Raw genomic sequence first — 21481 nt, forward strand, 5'->3', positions numbered from 1 at the left:
AGCTTTTGTGCTGTCTGCTAAAGCCATGGTGTTTTGAGATTTGAAATACTGGTTTACCTGCGACTCAAGTTCTGACGAATAATTAATAGACATTTCATGCCTCCTTGATAAAGATGTTGTTGTTTAGCCTATGCCAGATATGCAAATATCTTTCAGGACTGGTCTATTTATATTCGTATAATTTATGGCTTTTAATTAGAAAAAATGAGGGGACCGATATTCCCAATGTAACCGGTTTAAAATTTATGCAGTGGTTTTTCAGAATATAATGGGTATATTGAGTTGAATAATATTCTCAAATCATTTAAATTTCAATTAGACGCTGCAACTTGATGACACTGTTATATATAAAAACCAAAATGAGGGACATCAATGGTCACTTCTTATTCTGATCGTATTCGGCAAAAGGAAATCGATCAGGTGATAATTTTTTATCAGGCAAGACTCTATCTTAAGGATTCAGAGTTTAAAATTCTTTCTGACATTGCCAAAGATGCCGAAAAAATAATTTCTTTTCTTGAGGATAGAAAAAAACAACTTGTCACGGAAATGAAACTTAAAAATATTGATTTAAGGATTTCTAAAATTAAAGGCTTTGTACTAAATAAAGCCAGATACTCAGAGGTGGGCCTTAAATATATGAGCACATGAATCGGGGTATACCCCTAAATGCTACTCGTTCCAATAAAGTTTGATTTTTTCATTATTCTCGGTCAGATTCAATAAATAATTCTTAAAATGGAATGAATATATATTAAAAAGTTGCGGATGTATTCGTACTCATTGGAACGATACTCTTGTTTATTGTATCTCCTCAGGAAAGGGCGGTGGCCGGACCGAGCTCCACTGTGCAGTGCGACAGCTACAAGATGGACCTGAAAGGCACTACTGTGAATTTCGGGGTCTCTTATACCGAGCATGTCGTATTGGAGAAAGTAAACAAGTCCGGCAGCGTTCAGGGCAAATGGAAACTGATCAATTTTGAGCAGATTATCGTTTATCCGCAGTCGCTCAATTTTGCCATGGACCAAGTGGACCACCATGATATGGGCCACGGGATGTGGATGGACGTGCGTTCGGTCGTTGCGGGCAATACTATTCGCACCCAAGTCATTAAGAGCAAAGTAATTTTGGCTGTGGTGGGCAATCGGATTCGTTATGTCAGCACCAACGTCTGGTGCGGTACAATTAGCGGCAACCAGGCCACCTTTAAATGGCACAAGTTTTCTTCCCACTTTTGCCGTGAACAATCCCGGCGGCAGTGAGCCGAACTGGTACTACTATTGGAAGCAGACGAGTGCTGCTGGATAAAGACGGCGACCTGGTCCCGGATGCCATTGAATCCGGTGTAGGCCTGGATCCAAATAATAAGAACACCTTCGGTATCGGTCCAGACGGGGACGATGAAGAATTGCTCTGCTGGATGGAGGAGACCAAATGGCAGATAGGCAGTGCCAACAGCAAGGACTGGGCGAAACCGGGGAAACAGTGGAGGTAAGGGGGCAGACACACTGGCGGTCTCAGATAAGATAATATCTGATCTGGACAAGGGGATATTTAAGTGAATATAATGTTTAAATCCGCCTTGCTGTCAGATTCAAGAGACAACTCTGCCGGACACTGAACTGATTTATGAAAGGATAAGACCGTCAATGAAACAAATACGAATCATCTTTTTAATACTCTGGTTGATCTGGGGAACACCCATACCCGGGGCCACGGAATCCATATGCAGCCATGTGGATATTGAGTGGGCGTCAAAACATATTCCACTGCCACGTGATGCAAAAGTAGTCCTCAAAAAGGAAAAAGAACAATTATGCGAGGTAATTCTCAGGGTCGAGGGCAACCTGGTGCCGGTTTATGCGGGTAAGAATTTTATTCTGGCAGGCCAGCTTTTTAAAGATGGTCGGTCTATCACCCGGGACAGCATGGCTGCCATACCTGATAAGATAAGGGCTGAACAGAATCAAACCGGGGAAAAAAATAATATAGAAAAGGCCAGGCTTGAAGCGTTTTTTAAAGAAAAAGTCAAAACCCTTGCAGAATTTGTTTTTCTATCTTTTAAACCGAACCAGACCGATGGTTTTATCTATGTTGTCACTGACCCGGCATGCCCCCATTGCAAGGATCTGTTGCTAAAACTCAAACCGGCTGCCCTGGAAGCCCGGGTTGAAATCAGGGTGATTACCTATCCGATTCTCGGACCAAGAAGCCGGGATATGGCTGTCCATGCTATCTGCAATCAATATTCTTACCAGGATTATACCCGGATAAAAATGGATGAACCAGGCGATTCCTGTAATCTCGCAGAAGTTTTGCTGAAGAAGACTGTGCAGTTTTTCAGGTCTGCAGATCTTACTTTTGTACCGTTGGTGATAGCCGGAGACGGCTCATGGATAGTGGACACTAACGATATCGCTAAAATCAGGGAGCATTTGGGAGTTGCTTCTGAAAAAGGGGATGGCGGATCTGGAGGGGTTTGCGTATCTGATCCAGCCCATTAATCTTTTGAGCGCTTGTCGATTTGATGAAGGCATCCTGTACATGTACCCCGTTTATTTTCAAGTAGTTTAACTTTTCTTGCCTTGACAAAAAGTATTATCTTATCTTATTACTATGATTCAAAGAAATTTTGATGTTTACAACCCAAACTTATATGAGGAATGATCCAATGAAACGAAATACATTAGCTTTTTCAATTTTTGTTCTGTGCATTTTGTCGCTCTTTCTGACTGGGTGCATGTCTTCCATGTCAACAGGTTCCCGGGATGCCAAAACAGTGGCAACCGGATCAGCAGGAGGGTCTAATGCACAGGATGCCAATGCTGGCCTGGAACGCTGTGACGCGTCTTTGGGGACGATGGCTATTTTCGAAGACCGTTCAGAATCATGGTACAGGCATTTGACAAGTGATTTAAGACTGCCCTCCACAATTCCTGTCATTCGCCTGCTCGCACAGCAATCGAATTGTTTTGTCGTGGTTGAAAGGGGAAGGGCCATGAAACAGATGATGGAAGAGCGAGAACTAATGGAATCCGGGGAGATGCGAAGCGGCTCAAATTTCGGGAAAGGGCAAATGGTCGCCGCTGATTATACCGTGACACCGTCCATTACATTCAGTGCCAAAGATACAGGCGGAGCAGGAGGTGTGGTCGGCGGACTGTTTGGTTCTGTTGCAGGTACGCTTGCCGGCGGGTTCAAGTCCAGTGATGCCAGTACGGTTTTGACGATGATCGAAAACAGATCAGGCGTTCAGCTTGCTGCTGCAGAAGGAAGTGCCAGAAATACAGACTATTCTCTGCTGGGCGGTGTGTTTGGTAGCGGAGCTGGCGGAGCTGCAGGTGCTTATGGAAAAACCCCTGAAGGAAAGGTCATTGTTGCGGCATTTACCGATTCCATGAATAATTTAATTAAAGCAGTTAAATCCTATAAAGCCCAGACTGTAAAAGGCGGACTGGGGACAGGCGGCCAGCTCGGTGTACAGGGGAGCCAAACTGCAGCCTCAAACGCCGCACTGGAAGGTGTCATGACAGAACGCAAATTCAACCAGACCACTAGCCTTTATGAATATGTGGTGGTTGTAAAAGACAAAAGCCGGTCTTTTTATTTCAGCAGCCCCAGGAAAATTCCCTATAAAAACGATTTAATTCAGTTCTCACTGGCTGGGGATAAGGTAGATGAAAATTCAATCAAGTTGATTGAAAGAAAATATCTGCAGAAATACTGGCAGTAAACAGTGGCATAATTTTCTGAATAAGGAATGTAGTCGGTTGAAACACATGGTGGCACGCTGACTGTGACGTTTATTTTTATTCATCAGGCCGATTATTTTTTTTTAACCGGCCTGATCTATTTTTGACCATATTCGGGTGGCGGCCGTTATTAACGGGTGGGTCCATAAGCAATATAGTTGACTCTGTTTCAAAAAAACTAAAAATTATAATTGAGTTTATTTCAAAAATGATGATAATTGGAGACTAACGTTAAATAAAAACTCAACGATTCATCGCAAGCATGCCCCGGCCGGATTAAAGTCAAAAAAGTTCTTATAAAAAAATACTAACTGGTTGAGACTCCTTTGATGTTTATTTGAGCCTGGCCTGGCCCTATAAAAAATGTTCTGGTTTTGCTGTAACCGGTTGCCAGTTTAAGTTTGGCGGTTTCTATCAAAGCATATAATGTCGGGACAACCACCAGAGTCAGTATTGTTGCAATCATCAGTCCGAAAATAACGACAATTGCCATGGACCTCCACCATTGGGTGGATTCACTGGCGGTTGACAGTGCCATGATATGGAAATCATAACTGATACCGGTGACCATGGGCAAAAGTCCCAGGATGGTTGTAACGGCCGTTAAAATTACCGGTCTCAAACGGGTGGCACCGGCAGAAACAACAGCGTCACGAATACTCATGCCATTATGTCTAAGCTTATTGGCATAATCAACGAGAATAATGGCATTGTTTACAACAACACCGGCAAGAGAGATAATGCCGACCCCGGTCATAACGATGCCAAAGGGTGAGTTAATCACTGCAAGTCCCCAGAAGGCTCCGCCTAAAGACAAGATGACGGATGTGAGGATGATAATCGGTTGAATAACGGAGTTGAACAAGGTCACTAGGATCAGAAAGATTAAAAACAGGGCGATCAAAAATGCTTTTGATAAAAATTCTTCAGATTCTTTCTGACTTTCATCCTCACCCGTAAATTTATATTTATAGCCGGGCGGCAGCTCAAACTCCTTAAGCAGTGCCTGGGCCTGCATCCTGGCAACAGTTCCAGTGGTTTGGGATTCATCTACATTTGCCTTGACCGTGACAACGCGTTCATGGTTTTTTCGAACAATATCCCCAATGATCCCTGTATATTCAATACTGGCCAGGGTGGTTAAGGGAACAATTTGTCCCATAGGCGTGGGGATCATGAGTTTATGAAGGACATCTGCAACCTTTCTTTCGGATTCAGCAAGCTTTACCACGATGTCATAGTCTTCATCTCCTTCATAATAGGTTGAGATATCAAGCCCGTTATAAGCTGTTTTCAATGCATTTCCAATGGCACTGGTGGTCAGGCCGAAGAGAGCTATTTTCTGACGGTCAATTTTAACCTGTACGCTTGGCAGGCCACTCTGGTAATCGTTTCGGACGTCCTTTACATGGGGAATATTCTCAACCACTTTTATCATTTTATCAGCGATTTTGCTTAAAATTTCAAAATTATTCCCTGAAATTTCAATATTGATGGGGGGCCCTGTGGGAGGGCCTTCATCCAGCTCATCCACAGTGATCTTTACACCGGCAATATGTTTAACCCGATTTCTTAATTCCTCCAGATCATCTTTGGTCGGAGATTTTCTGTGTTCAAAATCAATAAACTGGATACCGATATGGTTGGGAAGGTTAGAGTCAAAAATAGATCCGCCTGAAGTTTGAACCACTTTGGTATAGATATGTTCGATATTATTGATATTGCCGGGAGCCATAAATTTTGTGCCATTGGCATTTTCATGCTCCTGAAACCTTAAGGCATCATTATAATCAAGACCTTGATTTCCCGTTATCGCAATTTCAACATTTTTAATGGTCCTGTCAATAAAATTAAGGTCAGCTCCTTCGGGCGGATCAATGTTAATATAGGCCGATTTCGGATCAATGGGCGGAAAAAATTCAACCGGTTTTTCAATGCCTATTTTTAAAAACCATATCTGGAAAAGAATAATCAATACGGTAAAAGACCCGACGATCACGGTGATGTTATGATCCAGTGCTTTGTTTAGCAGTTTTGAATAAAGCGTTAAAACCGGTCCCTTGATGTCAATAGGTTTTTCTCCATTCTCCTGGATCTCTTTGGCTGTAAGCGTTTCTCCATTGATTTTTGTTTTCACTTTCATGAAAAAAGCACACAGGGCAGGGTTGATCACAAGTGCCACAAAAAGGGATGAAGACAGCGTAACAATGAGTGTGATGGGAAGGTACTTCATGAACTCACCCATTATACCCGGCCAGAAGATCATCGGGAAAAAGGCTGCAATTGTCGTAAAAGTTGAGCCGATCACGGGCCAGGCCACCTCACCTGTAGCTTTCATGGCAGCTTCCACTCTTGGGACTCCCTGCTGCATATACCGATAAATATTTTCAATGATAACAATGGCATTGTCCACCAGCATCCCGAGAGCCAGGGTTAATGAGAACAGAACGATCATATTCAGGGTATATCCCATGACGTGGAGTATGGCAAAAGACAGAAACATGGAAAAGGGTATGGCAAGACCGACCAGCAATGCATTTCTAAACCCCAGGGCAACAAACAGAATTATCACCACAAGGACAAGCCCTGAAAGTATATTATTTTCAAGGTCGGCAATCATAAGCCGGATATCTTTTGATTGATCCATCAGCTTGGTAATGGTGGTGTTTTTCGGGAATGTCTTTTCTGCCTCCTTTACGATGGTGTCAATTTTGTCGGAAATAAAAATAATGTTTTCACCGACCCTCTTTTTCACCGATATATTTACAGAATCAACACCATTCAAGCGGGACCGGGATGTCTCTTCCTTGATGCCGTCCACAACGGTGGCTACATCCTTAAGATAAATGGGATTACCGCTATGGGTGGCAACAACAAGGGAGAGTAATTCTTCGGGTGTTTCAAATTCCCCGGGAATCTTAAGCTGATATCTGCCGTCTCCCAGGGTGATGGCACCCCCGGAAGTATTTTGATTCTCGCTGACAACGGTGTGCTCCAATGATGTAATGGGTATCCTGTAATACGCCAGCTTGTCCGTATCAACTTCTATTCTGATTTCCCTTTCCTGGCCGCCGGTCACTCCAGCTTCCAGAACCCCGGGCACGCCCTCTATATCATCCTTGAGATTATCGGCGATCTCCTTAAGGCTTCTCGGGCCGCATGTCCCTGCCAGAGAATAAATAACAATGGGCATTTCCGAAATATTCACTTCAAATACGGAAGGATCATTTTCAAGGTCAGACGGCAAGTCATTTTTTGCCTCATCCACTTTGTCCTTAACCTTGGTTAACACCTCATCAATGTCCGTACCGGGTAAAAATTCAATATTGATCTGGGATAACCCCTGGGAGCTGACGGAACTGATATTTTTTACTTTATCCAGTCCCTTGAGTTTTTTTTCAATTTTTATGGTGATACTGGTTTCAATATCATCTGCAGATACCCCGCGATAGTCGGTCTGTACAAATACATAGGGAACGGTGACATCCGGAGAGCTCTCTCTGGGCAGGGATTTGTATGAATAAACACCGATTCCTAAGATAATAAGGGCCAGTACCAGAACGCTGGTTCTGTTCTTTATGGCTGTGCTGGAGATTATCATTGAGAGATTTCCTCCATATCCCGGATAGTTTTTACCACATTAACCCGTTCTCCGTCTTCAATAATACGATGGCCGACAACCACAACTTTTTCGCCGGGCTCAAGTCCTTTGGGGACTTGAGTTTTCCAGCCATCCAGAAATCCAGGTTTTACGGGCCTGAACCGGACAATACCTTTATTTTCAATATACACGCCAATATCTTTATTCAGGGTCACAAGGGAATACATAGGAACTGCAAGGCCTTGGGGATACTGTTTTTTGATTATTTCCACCCTTGCAAACATGTCCGGGAGGATCTGTCCACCCGTATTGTCCACCTTGATTTCAAGGTTATACAAACGGGCCATGGAGTTGGCTGTTTTGTACAGATAATGATATTCACCCGTATAGATTTTCCCACCCAGGGCATCAATGGTCATATCAAAGGATCTAAGCTTTCGAACGGCAGCAACATCGGATTCCGGGATGCCTACTTCTATTTTCAGCTTATCAATTTGAAGGATCTGGGCAACTGGATCTCCGGAATTTAAAAATGTGCCGTTTTCAATATAAACACGATCGACAACCCCTCGCATGGGGGAGACGATAGTGCATCGACTTAAGGCAAGTTTGGCATTTTCAAGAGCAGCCTTGCTGGTTTTTACCTGGGCAATTGCATCATCCAGTTGGGACTGGGTAATAAATTTTTTTTTAACCAGCGCTTTTAAGCGTCTTTCAGTTGACAGTGCCGTCTCATGGGAGGCAAGGGCGGAATCATAGGAATTTTGATAATCACTTTTATCAATGACAGCCAGAATATCTCCTTTGTTTACACGCCGGCCCTCGGTTACTTTTTTGTTGATGACTTTTCCTCTGATTTCAGAGACCACTTCCAGGGATATCCAAGGTTTTGCAATACCGGGAAGACTTATCTTTTCCATGACCATGCCAGGTACAAGTTCCATGGTAATCACATTGGTCAATGCCTTTGTAACAGCCTTTTCTTTGGATTGTTTTTCAGCCAGGTCTGCTTTTTTTGTTGAGATTTTTCTACCTAAAGGCAGTATAATCAGCAGAATTACCAGCAAAACCACGGCAAAGGGGATGCACTTCCAGATGAGCTTTAGTATTTTTCTTCCGATTGTTTCATTGGTATCAGATTTGCTTTCCATGAACAGGCCTCTTTATGTTTAAAAAATTAATATCGGAAAATATAACCATTGTGCTTGATTTCAAGGGGTGTTTTTAAATTCATTGTCAAAATTCGTTAAATATCCAAAAATCAGGGTAATGATAATAATACAAAAAGAGATCGAAAACATGATTTTGTAAGATGCACTTCCCAAATAGGAAAATTGGTCCAGCATTTTTCCGAAAAAAACAGGAAATCCTGATCCGAAGATAATGGTTAACAAAGGTGCTACTGCAAAATATCCGGTGGTATCTTCTCTTTTACAAAATTTTTTTATACAGGGAGAATAGATGATTCCCCTTGTCCCCCGGCAAAATCCCATCAAGAAGCTGGCAAATAAAAATCCTATAAACGTAGGAAAATAGATCAGTACGGCCAGTGTAACAAGGGAGAGTAATTTTGTGGATAAAAATTTATTTTTCAAACTCATATAATCTAAGGTACCAAGAAGCAGATTTGAAAGAATCGAACCCGAGTATATAAAGCAGACAAAAAGACCTGCAGCAGTATAGTTTTCGATACCAAAATACTGGGTCGCGTAATTGGCGTAAAAAGAAATAACAGTCAGCACTACATAGTTGTCCAGGTCGCCGAGCAGGTATTTTAAAAGATTTTTATTTTGAACCATTTCAACAATGGTATCTTTTGTGTGGCGAAAAAAAGAATCTTTCAAAAATGGCTGAATCTCTTTTGACGGCAATTCTTTGGTGAAAATAAAACATAGAGATCCGATCAGAAAACAACAGCCTGCGCATAGAAAAATCCAGGCAGCAGAAGTAAGGGAGAATGAAAAGGCCTCTACTATCTTAATAATGAAAATACTGGCAATCACCTTTGCAATGTTCTGGGCAAGATACATAATGCTTAAGCCCTGAACGCTTTTTTTTACTGAAAATATTTTAACAAGAAAATGAAGCCAGACAGGGAATGTTAACCCAATGCACAAGGAAAATAATACATATGAGATAAAGAATGCCGGTAAAATCAGTGTTTCATCTTTTACAAAAAATAAAAAAACACCAAAAAACAGGGTTGAACAAGACGATACAACATGAAGGTAGAGAACGATCTTTTTTTTAATTTCATGATTCCGGGTCAGGTAGCTTGATAACAAAGGGAATATTGAAATTCCAAGAATAAGAATCGAGGGAACCAGACCGATCAAAAAATCGGATGCACCATTATTTTTGAGAAAAATTTGAAGAAATGTGGACTCCAGGATTACGGGGAATCCAAGTCCCCAGAAAAATTCTACGATAGCCACGCTGGCGGCATTTCTTTTAAAATATTTGTCTTTAAGTGAATCCATAAACAAAGCGTATTAACATAAAAATCTTAAATAAAAATTCGATGCTACAATAAAATAATCATAAACAAAAGTATAGAATTGTAAAAAAATGTTATTACAAAACAGTTTTCAGGTCTTTCAAAACAAGTTTTGCTGTTTCGCGTCCTGCCATCATGACCGGTGTATACCCGCCGCCATGGGACCAGGCACTGGCAAGATAGAGTCCTCTTATGGGTGTTTTCGCCTTTAAGTGGGCCATGTCCCGGTCAAACCCGTAAATAGCGCCTTCAGGATTTTTTGTGTAAAACATATTGGTTAAGGGGGTTCCGATTTCCATGACCTCTATATAATCGGACAGACCCGGGATCAGTCTTTGTTCAACCCTTTGAATAAAACTTTGAGCAATTCTTTCTTTCTCCCTGTTATAGGCATGTTTTTGATTATTGAAATAATCTTTTTCAAATTTTTTCCAGGGTGTAAAATCAGACAGGCACATAATGGAAAGAGTTGATTTCCCCGGAGCTGAATAATCCTTAAACAGGTTGTCATATATGGTTATCCCAATGTTAGAGTCTGCCAGATCTTTTTTTGAAAAGAGCTGATCTTCGTTCATACTTGTGTTTAAAGCAAAATCAATCTCATAATCTTTAATATGATTGAGTCTTTTATTCAGGCCAAGCCAGACCACAAAGCTTGAAAGAGAGGTATTTCGCTTTTGAATTTGTCGGGTAAAGTCTGGGGGAACATATTTTTTGGGCACCATTTTGTTAAACAATGCAGGAACACTGCAATTGGCAATGACAGCCTTGGCAGGATATTTTTTTCCGGTGCTGTCCATTACACCCTCAATACTGTTTTGATCATTGAACAGAATCTGTGAAACCTCGGTGTTATAATGGATTTTTCCATTATTTTTCTCAACGCAGTCTGCAAGAGTATCGCTCAAATCCTGGGACCTTGTTTTATAATACTGCCCGCCATGAACAAGATATTCCCCTGTGGCAATGGCATAAAACAGGGCATTGATTTTGGATGGAGAAAGTCCGTAATATCCGGAAAAGATCGCCATACAATATTTCACTTTAAGATCTTTGACGTGTAAAGACATCCATTGTTCAAGGGAAATCTTTTCAAGTTTTCCCATCATGGATGTTGTAAACCGTTTACCGTCCCAAAGTTCTGAGATAACCTGTTCCATTTCAGTATAAAAATTATATATACCCTGTTTTTCATGGGGGAACGCTTTGGACAGCGCCTTTTTAACACCTTCGGGATTTTTTGCCGGCAGGGTCACATCAAAATCAGGGGTTACAATCCGTTTTAGTTCAGGTGTATAGGCAACTTTCAGCTTATCCCAGATACCAAGATCTGACAGTATCATTTGGGGCATGGCGTGTTCGGCAACCGTTGCATGCAAAGACACATCAAAGGTAAAGTCTTCCCGGTCAAATGAGGTGGCATACCCACCCGGGATGGAATGCTGTTCCATCAAGGTGACATCAAACCCATGCCTGGACAGATAGGCAGCTGAGACAAGCCCGCCTAGTCCCGCACCAATTACAATAATTGAAAAATTTTTTTTGTTGGGAATACTTGATGCAAGCGCACCAAATCCTGTCCAGTCTATGGCAGCGGCACTGGATGCCATCAGCAGGGTCTTTAAAAAATTTCGCCTGTTTAATTTATCAGAAGATTCCATGAGATATTCCTTTTTTATATTATTTATTGCAGGGTAATGGTGATTTCCTTTTTAGGGGAATTCAGATTAAATAGAGCCTCTTCATATTCAGGTGGGCCGAATGTCCCCCTGGCATTGTTTGAAAAACCATACCGCTCTACTGGAATACCGAAAATTCTGGTATCCAGCTCATGGTTGCCATTCTCATCATGGTAAACTTTAATGGCATATTCACCATAGGGAAGTGTGATGTTTTTAATGACCCGATTATTAATAATATTAAAATTATACCCTTTAAACGGGGTCTCTTTATTATAATTCTTTTTTGAATTTACAAGTACCACCTTTGCAATACCGTTTGAATTTTCAAATCCTGTGATATGGATAACCAGATTTGAGGTGTTGGTTTTGGCCTGACCTGCAAATGCAGTCGTGGCTGCCGGGATCATGAAAAATAGTAAAATAAAAATAGTTAAGTGTTTCATTGCTATACCTCCTTTTTGGTTTAAAAAAAATAAAATCAATTATAATTTGTTTCATCATAGCAGGGTCTTTTTATGATGCAATTTCATTGAGACAGGTGGTAAAAAATTGCGATGAATAGACAAATAGAGGAGATGAATGGTGTTGCAAAAGCCTATCGCTATTTAGTAGTATCTTAATACTTAAACAACTATTAAAAAGGTAAAAGGATGCAGACTCTCAATTCAAAAGAAATGGTCAGGTCTCTGATCATTACAGCCATATTTAATGCCCTTATCGCGTTAGTGTTAACTTACATGGTTATGGATGGGAATGACTTTTTTGATGTGTTTATCATCACACAGTTTACCGGCTTGTCCATATGTTTTTTTGTAAATATTGCAGCTCATTTTGCCGGACAAAAAGGAAATAAATGGAGTGCAGCAAGTATTCTTTCGGGTCTGATAGCAGGTATTTTTACCAGTTCTTTGTTGAGCTGTGGTTTTTTATTTTTTTTTCATGGTAATGATTTTAATTATTTTTTTAAACATGTATTCTCATCTGTTTTTGTTTTTGGTATTGTTTTTGGCGTCCCCATCAGCTATTTTTTTTCTTCCAGACAAAAAATTATAGAATCAGAAAAACAAATTCAGAAAGAGAAAATCAAACGATTGACCATGGAAAAAGAAGCTGCCATGAGCACCTTGAGGCTTTTACAGGCCCAGATTGAACCCCATTTTTTGTTTAATACACTTTCAAACGTAATTTCTCTTTTTGACATTGATATTGAAAAAGCCAAACACATGCTCATCAACATCAATGAATATCTCAGGATTTCCCTGCAAAGAACCCGGCAGGAAATGATCACGCTTTCCCAGGAACTGGACCTGGTTCGTCAATATCTTGAAATATTTAAAATAAGAATGGGAAACAGGCTATCCTATGAAATCAATGATCATACCGATAATCCGGAACTTGCTTTCCCGCCATTAATTATTCAGCCCCTTGTTGAAAACAGCATTAAATATGGGATTGAACCTAAAGTTTCCGGCGGAACAATTACAATAGACTGTTGGATTCAAGAAAATATTCTTGAAATCATGATTACAGATACAGGCAAAGGGCTTGATGAAGATGCAAGTAAGGCAGGCATTGGGATCAACAATGTGAGCCATAGGCTTGAAAATATCTATGGAAGCGCAGCAAGCTTAATATTGAAACAAAATCATCCAACAGGGATAAAAGCCATGATTCGGATGCCGTTATGAAACCCGTCACAGCTATTATTGCAGATGATGAAGAAAATTTAAGAATTGGAATATCTGTTTTACTGGAACAGTTGTGGCCTGAACTGAAAATTCTGGGACATGCTCAAAACGGGATTGAAGCAGTGTCGCTGATCGAGATAGAAAAACCGGATATTGCATTTCTTGATATTAAAATGCCGGGCATGTCAGGTGTTGCAGTGGCAAAAAAAGTGTCCCATACCTGTAAAGTCGTCTTTATTACGGCTTATGATCAATTTGCAGTCCAGGCTTTTGAAAGTGAAGCCGTGGATTATATCCTTAAACCGGTGACCCAAAAACGCCTGGAAACAACCATTTCCCGGTTAAAAAAACAATTGGACGAGCAGGACAGTCTCCCGGATTTTGATTTGAAAATGGAAAAAGTCCTCCAGGTGCTGGAAAATAGGGATGCACTTGAATATTTAAGGTTGATAAAAGTAAAGACAGGATCGGAACTCAGGTTTGTTCCGGTTTCCCAGGTGCTTTATTTTAAAGCTGAAGATAAATACACCATTGTCCAGACACCCTTCAATGAATTTTTAATCAAAACCCCTATTAAAAATCTTGAAAATGAACTTGATCCCAAACACTTCTGGCGGGTTCATCGAAGTGCTATTGTCAATATTGAAAGAATACAAATCATCAAACGTTCTTTTACCTATCAAATGATCATTGGCTTTGATCAGACGGATCACACCATTGCCGTCAGCAGATCCTATGAACATCTTTTCAAACAGATGTAGATAATTATAAAAAAACAGTTGGACAGCAGGATCAACCTCAGATTGAATATTGACAGCGTCCTTAACCGGTGCTATTATTAGATCTATAAACGGCCTAATAAAAAGCTATGGAAGGTGTGATATGAAAACAAAATTTTCCGAAGATATTGTTCCTATCAGCGACCTTAAGGTGAACCCGGGAAGGATAATCAAACAGGTCCAAGAGGCACATCGACCGGTCCTTTTAACAAACAGGGGGCGGGGAGTCGCAGTGGTGCAGGCACTTCATGACTATGAATCAGATGTTGAAAAACGCACCTTTATGAAAGCTGTTCTCAAGGGGATAGTCGACTTGGAAGAAGGGCGAGAGTTGAGCCTTGCTGATGTTAAGAAACATCTGAGAATCAAATAACGTGGCAGTTCAAAACAAAATTTCTTTTGCTGTTTCCGCATTTCGTGATTTGGAAGATGTTTTCGAATATTATAAAGAGCAGAAGATTCCCCATGTGGGTGAAAGGCTTGTCGCACAAGTCATAAAAGATATAGAATTACTGGGTGAGCAGCCTGACATGGGACGTTTGGTACCGGAGTTTGAGTTGGACAATCTAAGAGAATTAATTCGGCCTCCTTTTAGAATTGTTTACCGCCGGGACCGGAACAAAATTCGAATTGTACGAGTTTGGAGGAGTGAAAGATTATTAGTATTGCCCTGACAGTTTTTTTAACTTTTACTCTGTCTGTCAATCCTGTTGAACCAAGCCGATCTCGAATTTAATAAATGTGATGATAAGTATTCTTCTGCTGCCGGATGCTACCAGTCGATGGGGAAATAATCCTTTAAAAATTTGCCGCACCAGTGTTTTCCTGTCAGGATGCCATGGAAAAACGGATCACAGACCCTTGCGGCCCCATCCACAATATCCAGGGGTGGCTGGAAATCATGGCGGTCCTGTTTAAGCCTGGCCAGGATGGCAGGGTCCTCATCCGTGACCCATCCGGTGTCCACGGCATTCATGAAAATTCCGTATTTGGCCAGATCACTGGCCGCGGTATGGGTGAGCATGTTCAAGGAGGCTTTGGCCATATTGGTATGGGGATGGCGGCTGCCTTTTTTAAATCGCAAAAACTTGCCTTCCATGGCTGAGACATTGACAATATGTTTTTGCCCGGTGTAATCTTGTTTCATCAAATCTGCCAACCGATTGCACAAGACAAAGGGGGCCACGGAATTGACCAGCTGGATCTCCAGCATTTCCGAGGTCTGGATCTCCCCCAGTCGCAGACGCCAGGAATTGGTTTTTCGAAGGTCCACCTGCTGGAGGTCGGCATCCAGTTTTTCTGCGGGAAAGACCTCGGGTACATCCAGGGAATGGTCATAGGAATAGGGAATCTGGGACAGCTGGGCAGACATGCGCAATCCCACGCCCGGAGCTGTGCCGTTCCAGGTCACGGGCAAGGCTTTTTCTTTGCCCACATTTTCTGCCTGCCCGTATTCCAGCTGGGAAATGCAGGTCTGGTACTGCCCCAAAAGGGACTGGGCATCCATGGACAACTCTGCCACAGGTTGTGTTTCATTTTCCATAAGATGGGCATAAAATCCGGGCGGGCGCCGGACAGTCTGGGCAGCATTGTTGATGAGAATATCCAGGCGCTGGTATGTCTCTTTTATATAATCAGTAAAAAGCTCTACGCTGGGAGTGTGGCGAAGGTCCAGCCCATAGATCTGCAGCCTGTGCCCCCAGTCGACAAAATCAGGTTCCCTGGAAAACCGCAGGGCCGAATCCTTGGGAAAGCGGGTGGTGGCAATCACCCTTGCGCCGGCCTTAAGCATCATCACGGTGGCCTGGTATCCGATTTTAAGCCGTGAGCCTGTGATTAATGCCACCTGCCCTTTTAGGGGTGCGGTCTGGAAGCGTTTTTGATAATTGAATTTTGCGCATTCCGGGCACATGGTATCGTAAAAGTGATGGAGCTGCCTGAATTCGGCTTTACACACATAACAGTTACGCGGTGTTTCCAGCCTCTGTGCGTTGTCTTTTTTGTGGGTTTTCCCGCCGTCAAATGAGATTTGTTGGGGTGCAGTAAAGACATTGATTTCCCTGGCCTTACGGATACCTGTGGCTGCCCGCAGTCGGCGTTCTTTTTTTACAATGGCCATGCGTTTTTGCAGCTTTTTGTCCTTTTTGCGTTTTTTTATCTCTTCCCGATCCGGTCGGGATATTTTTCCGGCAGCAGTAATTAGAGCGATTCGTTCGGATTCTGGCAGGTGTGCCAGAAGTTCTGACTGGTCTGCAATTTTTTCCAACAAGGGAATACTCCTGCGTATGGCTGCCAGGGTTTCCTGTTTGTCGTCAATTTTGGTATCAGTGCTGATGGTACTCACTTTTTTTTCATCCTTGTTTTAAAAGAATGAAATTATTATAGATTTTTAATGATTTTGTCAATCAAACTTGTAAATGGCACAGGATGATCGCAATTATATTAAAAAATAACCCCTAATGTTGTTTTGTCCTTACCCAATTTCAATTTTTACTCGTCAACTGTTATATTATTTAGTACACACGAGAACTGGATTGCTATGGTCTAAAGATTTTGACAGCTTGATATTGGACAGCATGTTTGGAGAAGGGAATCCAGACACATGGCTATCGTGGACTCAACCGACCTCAACCGACCTCAACAGATATAAACAATGATAGTCTTACTGACACCATTAATTGGAGATGGGCCACAGAGAATGAAATAATAACTTTCTTGAATCACATGACTTTGGCTATATGGCAAGGTTACATGGTAAATGAGTATTATTTTGTTAATCCAGTTGCTCTGGTCAAAGATGATTCTGATCTGGTTGATTTTAGAATAATGATAGCTGACATCGGTTTAGGATTATTGAATCCCTTTTACAAAATCAGTTCATTGACGGCAGATTATATAGGACTTAACAATTACTTCAATTTCGGCCATGAGTACGTTGAAGGTGAAAAATACGAATATTTTGTACCATTTAGAACAGCTTCATATGAATTAGGGTTGCCTGTACCTATACCTGCCACAATGATACTTTTTGGCGCTGGTCTTTTAGGCCTTGCAGGAATTAACAGAAAAAACAGAACCAAGCATAAAAATAAATTTTAAAAGCAGAGTAATAAGCCTTCTTATTTATTTCATATTTAATTTTATAACAACGTCATGAGCCGGTTGTTCCGGTTCAAGTATAATTATCCATATTTGGATTGTTGGGACGCTGAAATTCTTAAGCATATCAAAAATATTGAAAAATTAATTAATTCAGGGTATTGTTATGACAAACAGTAATTGGATATTTCAGTAGGTGGAAAGATGCCGGAAATAACAAGGTTCTATGGAATTATTATCAAACTTTTTTTTGGAGATCATCCTCCACCCCATTTTCACGCTGTTTATGGAGAATATCTTGCCCTGTTTGACATTGATTCCTTGAATGTTATAGAAGGCGATCTTCCTCCGCGGGCCAGAAGGCTTGTGATTGAATGGGCAAGAAAATATCAAACAGAATTAAAAACAATCTGGAAAACCCAAGAATTTAAAAAATTACCTCCCTTGGAGTAAAAACGACGATGTCAATACCAAAAATAGAAAAAGCATTTGCTTCTGATACTAAATCTCTTACCATAATTTTTTCGAATGGTGAGAAAAAAATATATGATGTCAGCAAGCTATTGAACATGGATATGTTTACTCCTCTTAAAAATCCGGCTTTTTTTAAAAATGTCAAAGTGGAAGCAGGAGGATATGCAGTTTACTGGAACGAAATGATTGATATTAGCGAATACGAACTCTGGAAAAATGGAGTCGATCTTTAAAAAGTGAATAGCAAATCTTTGAACATTTCAGACTCAAGACTAATTATCCTATCTCAAATTCTGTTGAAGCATATTTTTTTAGGAATATCATATATAATCTTGAGCATCCCGGACAGTCGAAACTCGTTAAAAATAACCTGATCCATCCCAGCAATGTGTGCAAAGTCTGTTTTTGGGAAGACCGATGGCCTCAACCAGATCATCCAGTTTCTGTTAGCGGATGCTGGTAAGATTTAACCGGTCTATGATTCTATCGAGCATGGCTGCGTGTTTGTCTGATCCATCAATGGCATAGTCTGTCAGATCCGTATTTTCGGTTCCCTCAATTTCATAAATGGCCTTCCGACCGGCCAGATCCAGGGTTGACCGGGATGTTGAAAAATTTAAAAATTCACAGGGATGTATGAGGCATGGGCAGGCAATTCTCATATGAACTTGTTCTGCACCGTATTCATATAAAATTTTAGTATTGTCCTTTAGCTGGGTCCCCCTTACAACGGAATCGTCGCAGAATATGATACGCTTTCCCTGGATAATTTCTCTGATAGGAATCAGCTTCATACGGGCCACAAGATCCCTCATCTCCTGATTCTGGGGCATAAAGCTTCTGGGCCAGGTAGGGGTATATTTCACATAGGGCCTCATGTAGGGAAGCCCGCTCTCATTGGCAAATCCTATGGCATGTCCGATACCGGAGTCAGGAATACCCGCCACAAGGTCTGCTTTTTGGGTTTCCCTTTTTGCGAGAGCTGCCCCACAATTATACCGGACGTTTTCTGTATTGATCCCTTCATAGGATGATACCGGATATCCGTAATATACCCATAAAAATGAGCAGATCTGCATGTCTTCACCTGGGGACTGAATCTGTTCAATACCCTCGGGTGTTATCAGGATGATTTCATTAGGGCCGATATAATGTTCAACCTCAAAACCGAGATTTGAAAATGCACTGGATTCAGAGCTCGCTGCATAGGCATCCGCACGTTTTCCTATCACAATGGGGGTTCTGCCCAACCTGTCTCGGGCAGCATAAATCCCGGAATCCGTTAAAATCATCATGGAACAGGACCCTTTGATTTTTGTCTGGGCGTTTAAAATTCCTTCCTCAAAAGATCCTTTCTGACCGATTAAAATTGCTACAAGCTCTGTGGGGTTGATCTCACCCTGACTTGTTTCAGCAAAGTGAATATTCTGTGAAAATGCTTCCTGGGCAAGGGTCTCAAGATTTGCAATTTTACCAACAGTAACGACGGCAAATTTACCAAGGTGGGAATGAATCATAATTGGCTGGGAATCTGTATCACTGATAACTCCTATCCCCATATTTCCGGCCAGGTTGCTAATATCCGATTCAAATTTTGATCTGAAATATGCATTTTCAAGGTTATGAATTGACCGATAAAATTCTTTTTTATCCACACTAGCCAGGCCACCGCGCTTGGTTCCCAGATGTGACAGATAATCTGTCCCGTAAAAAAGCTCTTTGTTACATGCTTTTTTAGACGCACAACCGAAAAAACCGCCCATAATATCTCTCTTTCATTTTTAAAAGTTGGTCATTTTTCGTTTCCGTACCAAATAGGATCAATTAATAATTATTATTTAGGATGTCAAACAAATAAAAAAGCTTTTTATGCTATCATTTAAGAAAGTGGCGTGACCGGCTGGACCATTTTCCAGAACACTTTTCTGAAGATTTCCTTTATGCTGGCCATGCCGGCGATATACCGGTCTGTTTTTATTCCGTCCATTCTTATTCTGTTTGGCCGGCATCCCATTCCCCTTGCTGCCGTAAGCGTATTAGGATTTCTTCCGGCAGATTCCAGAGCATGCGGAACATGGTGGGAATCTGGCCCATCACGGTAATTCTGTGGCTCTCTATTGCAGCAAGACTTGCTTTTGCATCAAATATTCGCACTTTTTTGTCATCAAAATAGAGGGGATTGTCATCTGCCACTGCGGCTGCGTAATTAGTGGTGGCCCGCCAGGGGATTTTTGTATGATATTCTTTTAAAGGCGTGCCTGCAAACCGGCTGTTCAGCTTCATATCCCAAACCCCCAAAAAATGTGATGACTGTCACATCATGTGTTTGAAAAAAACAAAACATTGTTTTTATTATTTGTCAAAACAAAAACATTATTTTATTTTTCTTTTTTCAGCCGAAGGATAAGTTCTTTTTCCAGGTGTTGAATGACAATTTTTAACAGTCGGCTTTCCCGAACAGGGCCGGAATTATTCCACCCCATTTTCATTGCCCGTTCCTTTATTTTTCTAAATTGGGTCAAAGAATCGGCAACAGCCTTCCAGGCATAGAGTTTTTGCAGGATATGGCGCTCTTCAGAGGTTAAGTCTTTTGCCGTATCGATTGTTTTGCCACTATCTATTGTTATGATCACTTTATATCTTCCCTCACATGAAATATCCTTACATAACAATTTTATTTCGTTAACACAGGGTAATATTTCACTGCTGATTACAGGTTAAATTCTTCAGCCCATACTGAAAATCTTTTTGCATGGTCTTTGTTTATTTTTTCAAGTTCCTCAATGATTTGAATTGTCGTTATTTTTCTGCCTGCATGTTTCGGGCTTTTGGAGTGATATTTGTCTGCAACACAGATAATTTTTTCTTCAATGCTGATTGGGACCATCTCTCTTTGGGGCAGTGGCAGGTTGTTTGACATGATATTTTCTTTTGTAATTCCCGCACCTGTATGCCGCTCACAGACAAGGCCGTATTCAGGGGGCAGTCCTTGTTCATCCAAAAGCTTTCGTCCAAGGTATCCGTGACAGATATAAGGCGCATCACCATTACAGCCAATGGAGTGGGCCCTGGTCTGAAATATGCCGATATCATGCAGCATTGCAGCAGTTTGAATAAAATTAAAATCCAAGTTTAGATGTGTCAACTTGTTAGCAATTTCAAGACTTTTTTCAGTGACAATTTGACTGTGTTCAACAAGAACCTGGTAAAGTTTTGTACCGGGAGTATAAAATTTTTCAATGATGAAGAGCGGCTCCATTTTTAAGAAAGTAAAACTCCTTCAATAAACGGGTCCAGGTCTCCGTCCAGAACCCTGTCCACATCTCCCACTTCGAAATCTGTTCGATGGTCTTTAACCATTCGGTAGGGGTGAAGAACATAGGATCTGATCTGGCTTCCCCAGGCAATATCATCTTTACCATCATGAAGCGTTTGCATTTTTTTATCCCGGCTTTCCTTTTCAATCTGGTAAAGCCTTGATTTTAAAACCTTAAAGGCAATCTCTTTGTTGCGGTGCTGGGAGGGTTCCTGCTGGCACTGAACCACCACTCCGGTGGGAAGATGGGTGATCCTGACCGCACTGCTGGTTTTGTTGACATGCTGTCCGCCGGCACCACTGGCCCGGTACACATCAATTCTCAGATCTGACTCATCAATGTCGATTTTAATTTCATCTTTTATTTCAGGATAGACAAATACCGAGGCAAATGATGTATGACGTTTTCCGCTTGCGTTATAGGGGGATATCCTGACAAGGCGATGAACGCCTGATTCAACCTTCATAAACCCGTAACAGTTTTCCCCGGAAACAAGAAGGGTTGCCCCTTTGATTCCGGCTTCATCTCCTTGCTGATAATCAATAATCTGAAATTTATATCCTTTTTTATCAATCCATCGGGTGTACAT

At 41.4% G+C, this 21481-nt stretch carries 23 protein-coding genes; 12 read left to right on the forward strand and 11 right to left on the reverse strand.

Annotated elements, in window-relative coordinates; all coding sequences use genetic code 11:
- Nucleotides 1-372 precede the first annotated feature (372 nt).
- The 5 genes from K8S13_RS05650 to K8S13_RS05670 all read left to right on the forward strand — a co-directional run bounded on the left by K8S13_RS05650 (nucleotide 373) and on the right by K8S13_RS05670 (nucleotide 3736).
- Complete coding sequence (locus K8S13_RS05650) at nucleotides 373-651, forward strand: hypothetical protein (protein WP_291461095.1); 279 nt, start codon at nucleotides 373-375, stop codon at nucleotides 649-651.
- A gap of 176 nt (nucleotides 652-827) precedes the next feature.
- Entirely contained in the window at nucleotides 828-1265 is a 438-nt protein-coding gene (locus tag K8S13_RS05655; protein WP_291461096.1) for a hypothetical protein, read from the forward strand.
- On the forward strand, nucleotides 1262-1498 hold the full coding sequence (locus tag K8S13_RS05660) for a hypothetical protein (RefSeq protein ID WP_291461097.1): 237 nt from the start codon (nucleotides 1262-1264) through the stop codon (nucleotides 1496-1498). Before K8S13_RS05655 ends, K8S13_RS05660 begins: the two co-directional genes overlap by 4 nt.
- A 154-nt stretch (nucleotides 1499-1652) precedes the next feature.
- The gene (locus K8S13_RS05665; protein WP_291461098.1) at nucleotides 1653-2507 is read left to right on the forward strand and encodes a hypothetical protein; all 855 of its coding nucleotides are present in this window, start codon (nucleotides 1653-1655) and stop codon (nucleotides 2505-2507) included.
- 167 nt (nucleotides 2508-2674) lie between these two features.
- Nucleotides 2675-3736: a CsgG/HfaB family protein gene (locus K8S13_RS05670; protein ID WP_291461099.1), complete on the forward strand. Its 1062-nt coding sequence runs from the start codon at nucleotides 2675-2677 to the stop codon at nucleotides 3734-3736.
- Nucleotides 3737-4062: 326 nt separating this feature from the next.
- On the opposite strand, the gene K8S13_RS05675 is transcribed toward K8S13_RS05670, so the two are convergent.
- From K8S13_RS05675 to K8S13_RS05695, 5 genes are all read right to left on the reverse strand, one after another.
- The gene (locus tag K8S13_RS05675; RefSeq protein WP_291461102.1) at nucleotides 4063-7356 is read right to left on the reverse strand and encodes an efflux RND transporter permease subunit; all 3294 of its coding nucleotides are present in this window, start codon (nucleotides 7354-7356) and stop codon (nucleotides 4063-4065) included.
- On the reverse strand, nucleotides 7353-8507 hold the full coding sequence (locus K8S13_RS05680) for an efflux RND transporter periplasmic adaptor subunit (protein ID WP_291461103.1): 1155 nt from the start codon (nucleotides 8505-8507) through the stop codon (nucleotides 7353-7355). Before K8S13_RS05680 ends, K8S13_RS05675 begins: the two co-directional genes overlap by 4 nt.
- A 60-nt stretch (nucleotides 8508-8567) precedes the next feature.
- Nucleotides 8568-9836 (reverse strand): MFS transporter, encoded by a 1269-nt coding sequence (locus K8S13_RS05685; protein ID WP_291461105.1) that lies wholly within the window; start codon nucleotides 9834-9836, stop codon nucleotides 8568-8570.
- A 94-nt stretch (nucleotides 9837-9930) separates the two neighbouring features.
- Nucleotides 9931-11514, reverse strand: a complete 1584-nt coding sequence (locus K8S13_RS05690; RefSeq protein WP_291461107.1) for an NAD(P)/FAD-dependent oxidoreductase — start codon at nucleotides 11512-11514, stop codon at nucleotides 9931-9933.
- 23 nt (nucleotides 11515-11537) lie between these two features.
- Nucleotides 11538-11978 (reverse strand): DUF2141 domain-containing protein, encoded by a 441-nt coding sequence (locus K8S13_RS05695; RefSeq protein ID WP_291461109.1) that lies wholly within the window; start codon nucleotides 11976-11978, stop codon nucleotides 11538-11540.
- Nucleotides 11979-12185: 207 nt separating this feature from the next.
- On the opposite strand from K8S13_RS05695, the gene K8S13_RS05700 reads away from it, so the two are divergent.
- The 4 genes from K8S13_RS05700 to K8S13_RS05715 all read left to right on the forward strand — a co-directional run bounded on the left by K8S13_RS05700 (nucleotide 12186) and on the right by K8S13_RS05715 (nucleotide 14676).
- On the forward strand, nucleotides 12186-13223 hold the full coding sequence (locus tag K8S13_RS05700) for a sensor histidine kinase (protein WP_291461111.1): 1038 nt from the start codon (nucleotides 12186-12188) through the stop codon (nucleotides 13221-13223).
- The gene (locus K8S13_RS05705; protein WP_291461113.1) at nucleotides 13220-13984 is read left to right on the forward strand and encodes a LytTR family DNA-binding domain-containing protein; all 765 of its coding nucleotides are present in this window, start codon (nucleotides 13220-13222) and stop codon (nucleotides 13982-13984) included. The genes K8S13_RS05700 and K8S13_RS05705 overlap by 4 nt, the downstream gene beginning before the upstream one ends.
- A 121-nt stretch (nucleotides 13985-14105) precedes the next feature.
- Nucleotides 14106-14375: a type II toxin-antitoxin system Phd/YefM family antitoxin gene (locus K8S13_RS05710; RefSeq protein WP_291461115.1), complete on the forward strand. Its 270-nt coding sequence runs from the start codon at nucleotides 14106-14108 to the stop codon at nucleotides 14373-14375.
- A 1-nt stretch (nucleotide 14376) separates the two neighbouring features.
- A complete protein-coding gene (locus K8S13_RS05715; protein WP_291461116.1) occupies nucleotides 14377-14676 on the forward strand; it encodes a type II toxin-antitoxin system RelE/ParE family toxin in 300 nt (99 codons plus the stop codon).
- A 98-nt stretch (nucleotides 14677-14774) separates the two neighbouring features.
- Here K8S13_RS05715 and K8S13_RS05720 read toward each other — a convergent pair whose 3' ends face one another.
- Entirely contained in the window at nucleotides 14775-16346 is a 1572-nt protein-coding gene (locus K8S13_RS05720; protein ID WP_291461117.1) for an SDR family oxidoreductase, read from the reverse strand.
- A gap of 236 nt (nucleotides 16347-16582) precedes the next feature.
- On the opposite strand from K8S13_RS05720, the gene K8S13_RS05725 reads away from it, so the two are divergent.
- From K8S13_RS05725 to K8S13_RS05735, 3 genes are all read left to right on the forward strand, one after another.
- On the forward strand, nucleotides 16583-17101 hold the full coding sequence (locus K8S13_RS05725; RefSeq protein ID WP_291461119.1) for a hypothetical protein: 519 nt from the start codon (nucleotides 16583-16585) through the stop codon (nucleotides 17099-17101).
- A gap of 204 nt (nucleotides 17102-17305) precedes the next feature.
- Nucleotides 17306-17554, forward strand: a complete 249-nt coding sequence (locus tag K8S13_RS05730) for a DUF4160 domain-containing protein (protein WP_291461121.1) — start codon at nucleotides 17306-17308, stop codon at nucleotides 17552-17554.
- 8 nt (nucleotides 17555-17562) lie between these two features.
- The gene (locus K8S13_RS05735) at nucleotides 17563-17808 is read left to right on the forward strand and encodes a DUF2442 domain-containing protein (protein WP_291461122.1); all 246 of its coding nucleotides are present in this window, start codon (nucleotides 17563-17565) and stop codon (nucleotides 17806-17808) included.
- Between the two features lie 213 nt (nucleotides 17809-18021).
- On the opposite strand, the gene K8S13_RS05740 is transcribed toward K8S13_RS05735, so the two are convergent.
- From K8S13_RS05740 to prfB, 5 genes are all read right to left on the reverse strand, one after another.
- Nucleotides 18022-19338, reverse strand: coding sequence for an amidophosphoribosyltransferase (locus K8S13_RS05740; protein ID WP_291461123.1), 1317 nt, complete (start codon nucleotides 19336-19338; stop codon nucleotides 18022-18024).
- 226 nt (nucleotides 19339-19564) lie between these two features.
- Nucleotides 19565-19858: a hypothetical protein gene (locus K8S13_RS05745; RefSeq protein WP_291461124.1), complete on the reverse strand. Its 294-nt coding sequence runs from the start codon at nucleotides 19856-19858 to the stop codon at nucleotides 19565-19567.
- A 95-nt stretch (nucleotides 19859-19953) separates the two neighbouring features.
- Complete coding sequence (locus tag K8S13_RS05750) at nucleotides 19954-20208, reverse strand: hypothetical protein (RefSeq protein WP_291461125.1); 255 nt, start codon at nucleotides 20206-20208, stop codon at nucleotides 19954-19956.
- 77 nt (nucleotides 20209-20285) lie between these two features.
- Nucleotides 20286-20834: an HD domain-containing protein gene (locus tag K8S13_RS05755; protein ID WP_291461126.1), complete on the reverse strand. Its 549-nt coding sequence runs from the start codon at nucleotides 20832-20834 to the stop codon at nucleotides 20286-20288.
- A gap of 2 nt (nucleotides 20835-20836) precedes the next feature.
- Nucleotides 20837-21481, reverse strand: a 645-nt coding sequence (gene prfB / locus K8S13_RS05760) for a peptide chain release factor 2 (protein ID WP_291461127.1), incomplete at its 5' end; no start/stop codon positions are given.

The sequence above is a fragment of the Desulfobacula sp. genome (assembly GCF_021107415.1).

Bases quoted from the DNA above. Each gene is read 5' to 3' on its own strand.
- K8S13_RS05650 (WP_291461095.1), top strand. From the start codon at position 373: ATGGTCACTTCTTATTCTGATCGTATTCGGCAAAAGGAAATCGATCAG.
- K8S13_RS05665 (WP_291461098.1), top strand. From the start codon at position 1,653: ATGAAACAAATACGAATCATCTTTTTAATACTCTGGTTGATCTGGGGA.
- K8S13_RS05670 (WP_291461099.1), top strand. From the start codon at position 2,675: ATGAAACGAAATACATTAGCTTTTTCAATTTTTGTTCTGTGCATTTTG.
- K8S13_RS05675 (WP_291461102.1), bottom strand. From the start codon at position 7,356: ATGATAATCTCCAGCACAGCCATAAAGAACAGAACCAGCGTTCTGGTA.
- K8S13_RS05680 (WP_291461103.1), bottom strand. From the start codon at position 8,507: ATGGAAAGCAAATCTGATACCAATGAAACAATCGGAAGAAAAATACTA.
- K8S13_RS05685 (WP_291461105.1), bottom strand. From the start codon at position 9,836: ATGGATTCACTTAAAGACAAATATTTTAAAAGAAATGCCGCCAGCGTG.
- K8S13_RS05690 (WP_291461107.1), bottom strand. From the start codon at position 11,514: ATGGAATCTTCTGATAAATTAAACAGGCGAAATTTTTTAAAGACCCTG.
- K8S13_RS05695 (WP_291461109.1), bottom strand. From the start codon at position 11,978: ATGAAACACTTAACTATTTTTATTTTACTATTTTTCATGATCCCGGCA.
- K8S13_RS05700 (WP_291461111.1), top strand. From the start codon at position 12,186: ATGCAGACTCTCAATTCAAAAGAAATGGTCAGGTCTCTGATCATTACA.
- K8S13_RS05705 (WP_291461113.1), top strand. From the start codon at position 13,220: ATGAAACCCGTCACAGCTATTATTGCAGATGATGAAGAAAATTTAAGA.
- K8S13_RS05710 (WP_291461115.1), top strand. From the start codon at position 14,106: ATGAAAACAAAATTTTCCGAAGATATTGTTCCTATCAGCGACCTTAAG.
- K8S13_RS05730 (WP_291461121.1), top strand. From the start codon at position 17,306: ATGCCGGAAATAACAAGGTTCTATGGAATTATTATCAAACTTTTTTTT.
- K8S13_RS05735 (WP_291461122.1), top strand. From the start codon at position 17,563: ATGTCAATACCAAAAATAGAAAAAGCATTTGCTTCTGATACTAAATCT.
- K8S13_RS05740 (WP_291461123.1), bottom strand. From the start codon at position 19,338: ATGGGCGGTTTTTTCGGTTGTGCGTCTAAAAAAGCATGTAACAAAGAG.
- K8S13_RS05745 (WP_291461124.1), bottom strand. From the start codon at position 19,858: ATGAAGCTGAACAGCCGGTTTGCAGGCACGCCTTTAAAAGAATATCAT.
- K8S13_RS05755 (WP_291461126.1), bottom strand. From the start codon at position 20,834: ATGGAGCCGCTCTTCATCATTGAAAAATTTTATACTCCCGGTACAAAA.